The organism is Photorhabdus sp. RM71S, from assembly GCF_042879355.1.
GTDB classification, from domain to species: Bacteria; Pseudomonadota; Gammaproteobacteria; order Enterobacterales; family Enterobacteriaceae; genus Photorhabdus; species Photorhabdus kayaii.
This window is the reverse complement of sequence record NZ_JBHFKV010000107.1, coordinates 1-2,712: the sequence shown is the minus strand read 5'-3', so window position 1 is coordinate 2,712 and position 2,712 is coordinate 1. Positions and strand designations below refer to the sequence as shown.

General features: G+C 39.2%; 3 protein-coding genes and 1 tRNA gene. 3 read left to right on the top strand and 1 reads right to left on the bottom strand.

Going from position 1 to position 2,712, the window contains the following annotated elements:
- Nucleotides 1-343: 343 nt before the first annotated feature.
- Nucleotides 344-420, top strand: a tRNA-Ile gene (locus ACGF5R_RS23705).
- 545 nt (nucleotides 421-965) lie between these two features.
- Here ACGF5R_RS23705 and ACGF5R_RS23700 read toward each other — a convergent pair.
- Nucleotides 966-1,160, bottom strand: a complete 195-nt coding sequence (locus ACGF5R_RS23700) for a Bro-N domain-containing protein (protein WP_387693061.1) — start codon at nucleotides 1,158-1,160, stop codon at nucleotides 966-968.
- A gap of 699 nt (nucleotides 1,161-1,859) precedes the next feature.
- Between ACGF5R_RS23700 and ACGF5R_RS23695 the strand changes: the two genes are divergently transcribed.
- Both ACGF5R_RS23695 and ACGF5R_RS23690 read left to right on the top strand, forming a co-directional pair.
- Nucleotides 1,860-2,045: a hypothetical protein gene (locus ACGF5R_RS23695; protein WP_387693059.1), complete on the top strand. Its 186-nt coding sequence runs from the start codon at nucleotides 1,860-1,862 to the stop codon at nucleotides 2,043-2,045.
- 8 nt (nucleotides 2,046-2,053) lie between these two features.
- Nucleotides 2,054-2,323: a helix-turn-helix domain-containing protein gene (locus tag ACGF5R_RS23690; protein WP_387693057.1), complete on the top strand. Its 270-nt coding sequence runs from the start codon at nucleotides 2,054-2,056 to the stop codon at nucleotides 2,321-2,323.
- Nucleotides 2,324-2,712: the final 389 nt, after the last annotated feature.

Below are 2,712 nucleotides of genomic sequence, written 5' to 3'. Positions count from 1 at the left end.
CGCCCCCGAAAAACACGGGGTGGGAAAACACCGAATGAATTATTTAAGGGAATACGAACATGTTTACTTCCAGATTAACGATGTTGCACTTATTATGTGAATCTACCTAATGTATAAAATATATTTTTATCGGAATAATATATAACCAAATGGTGCAAAATCGCTTCTGAGAAATTAATCCAGTAACGGATAAAAACGTTAAATAGACCATAAAAGCAACTAATATATATCACTCCCCGTTTTCACTACTTACTAAAAACGCAATTTTGCACATAAAATGATCATACGAATTTACAAAGCTAGACCGCGAGCAAAACTGTACGTATAATCCTTCCCATTCAACGGCCCCTTAGCTCAGTTGGTCAGAGCAGGCGACTCATAATCGCTTGGTCACTGGTTCAAGTCCAGTAGGGGCCACCAGATTTTAGCTGTGAAAACAGATAGATAGACCACTCAACAACGAGTGTTTTTTTTGTTTCTGGTAATCAGTGGCGACAAAATGGCGACAGAGATTTTTTCATAAAGCCATTGCCTAGATGAAAACACACTAGCCAGCTTCAATTTCTGGACAGGAATTAGGCCATTTATCAACCTCTTAACATCATCACTTTTCCTACTCTTATCCCTGCTTCCTCTTGAAGATAGTGTGAGAAATATATCTCAATTTTAAAAGCTTGTTCTGGACACCGAATAGAATTGCAAATTGCTAAGACCTCAATTCTGTGTCTATTCAATTTTTCTGTACTTAGAACATTGGCGGGTTTCTGACAACAAGGGCAAATAATGAACTGATTTAGTGAAATACTCTTCTTCCTGCCTATATAGCTACCGGTCTTTCTAATCGAAGGTAAAACTTCACTGGTAACCCATTTACGAAAACGGTGAGGTAAAGTTCCTTTCTTTACGGCATCACGACAGCGGATTGTCAGAAAATACATTCCTGATTCATTGATAATGTTTACTTTTTACTTTCCACCAAGGGTGTCACTTAAAGCTACATCCTTTTCATCATCATCAAGTTTTGCGATAGCTTCGCGGCTGTTTGTGATTTTTAAGGCATCACATACATCTTGTGCAACAAACCAAAGATTGCCATTTTTAATCAATGTACGTACTTGCTGGTTTTCAAAAATGAATGGAGTTACGGATAGACTAGCCATTGCTGACTCCTTACTTTTCTTTGAGAATTGAGTTTACCATTTAAGAGTATGGTGTCGGGAGGCTCAAAACGGCAGTAAGAAACCGCGGACTTATTCCCCTTGCGGGTGTTGTATTAGTCGCCCTCCCGACATTGAATCAGAGAGATAATAGCCGAATAGCTACCATTAAAAATTAGGCATAAAAAACCCAACACTAACGGGGTTGGTTTTGACCGCTTACTTGAGGTTTTGAGTCCTCATGCATAAAACGGTAATAAATTGTTTTCAGAAGGTCAACTACAATTTTTTTGAGGCAGATTTCATTATCATATCATAGCTAAAGCCGCGCTCTACTTGAGTTCCACAATTCAACGCTGCTATTTTCCGCGATCATCCCTCTCACGCAAGATAGGAATTCACCTTTAATATCAATACATTGGTTATTTCCTCGTGATCCATCATTGATCCAAAAACTGAAATTTTCTGAAAATTTTTTCAACCATTTCAATTTACCGCTTCTCTCACAATACCAGTGCTATAACGCGGTTTGGTAGTTCGCTTCGTAGGATTTTAAAACTGAAAAAAATTTTTGATCCAAAACGTGCAGGCGGGTGCGGTGTAGTGCCGTTTTCATCATAAGTTCGTTTATTTCGTGTCATAATAGTAATAGTACAAGCCATCTGATCCTTGAGTCAGATAATACAATCAGTTAGAGTAGTATTGTCATTGGCAAAATCCAGTGACCAAGGTTTTGCAGCCTTGCGTTCATGGACGCTGGTAAGAAGTTTTTACCAGTGCGCTTGCTATCGCCCTTCTATGGCGGTTCAGGCAGGGGAGGTTAACACCTCGCCGGAAATGAACGCCGGTCTGCAAACCCTGTTTGAATCGCCACCACCAAAGAGGTAAGCAGGAATATGAAAAAAGAATGGCATACCGCCGATATTATCGCAGCGATACGTAAGAAGAATAAAACGCTGGCATTATTATCCAGAGAGCACGGCTTAAGCTCTTCAACATTAGCAAATGCTTTAACGCGCCCCTGGCCTAAAAGGGAATTGTTAATTGCTCAGGAAATTGGTATCATACCTGCTGAAATATGGCCCAGTCGGTATTTTGACGAAAATAAGCAGCCTATCAAACGAACCGTCCGAAATGATTTACCAAACAATTCTGATATTACATAAGTTATTTCTATATCCGAAAAAGTAACGGCAACGTTTAAACCACTAAACTAATATAACGCACTGAATTATCAGTTTCTTATTACACTCATTGCCCATTCTTTAATATCAGAATTGTATTCAAGCTCTATGAAGGTGTAAAAAAAGCCCGCATGTTGCGGGCGAGATAATTGTATTTTAGTCCATCAAAACATGAATCCGCCACGCTGATTGATACCGCGTTTAAAGGCGTCCCTGTGTTATTATGTGTATGACTCGCGGTAAACTGAAAATTATTTAACCAGGTAGATTCACATAATAAGTGCAACATCGTTAATCTGGAAGTAAACATGTTCGTATTCCCTTAAATAATTCATTCGGTGTTTTCCCACCCCGTGTTTTTCGGGGGCGAT

Excerpts from the sequence above, each read along its gene's own strand:
- ACGF5R_RS23700 (WP_387693061.1), bottom strand. The coding sequence starts at position 1,160 with ATGGCTAGTCTATCCGTAACTCCATTCATTTTTGAAAACCAGCAAGTA.
- ACGF5R_RS23690 (WP_387693057.1), top strand. The coding sequence starts at position 2,054 with ATGAAAAAAGAATGGCATACCGCCGATATTATCGCAGCGATACGTAAG.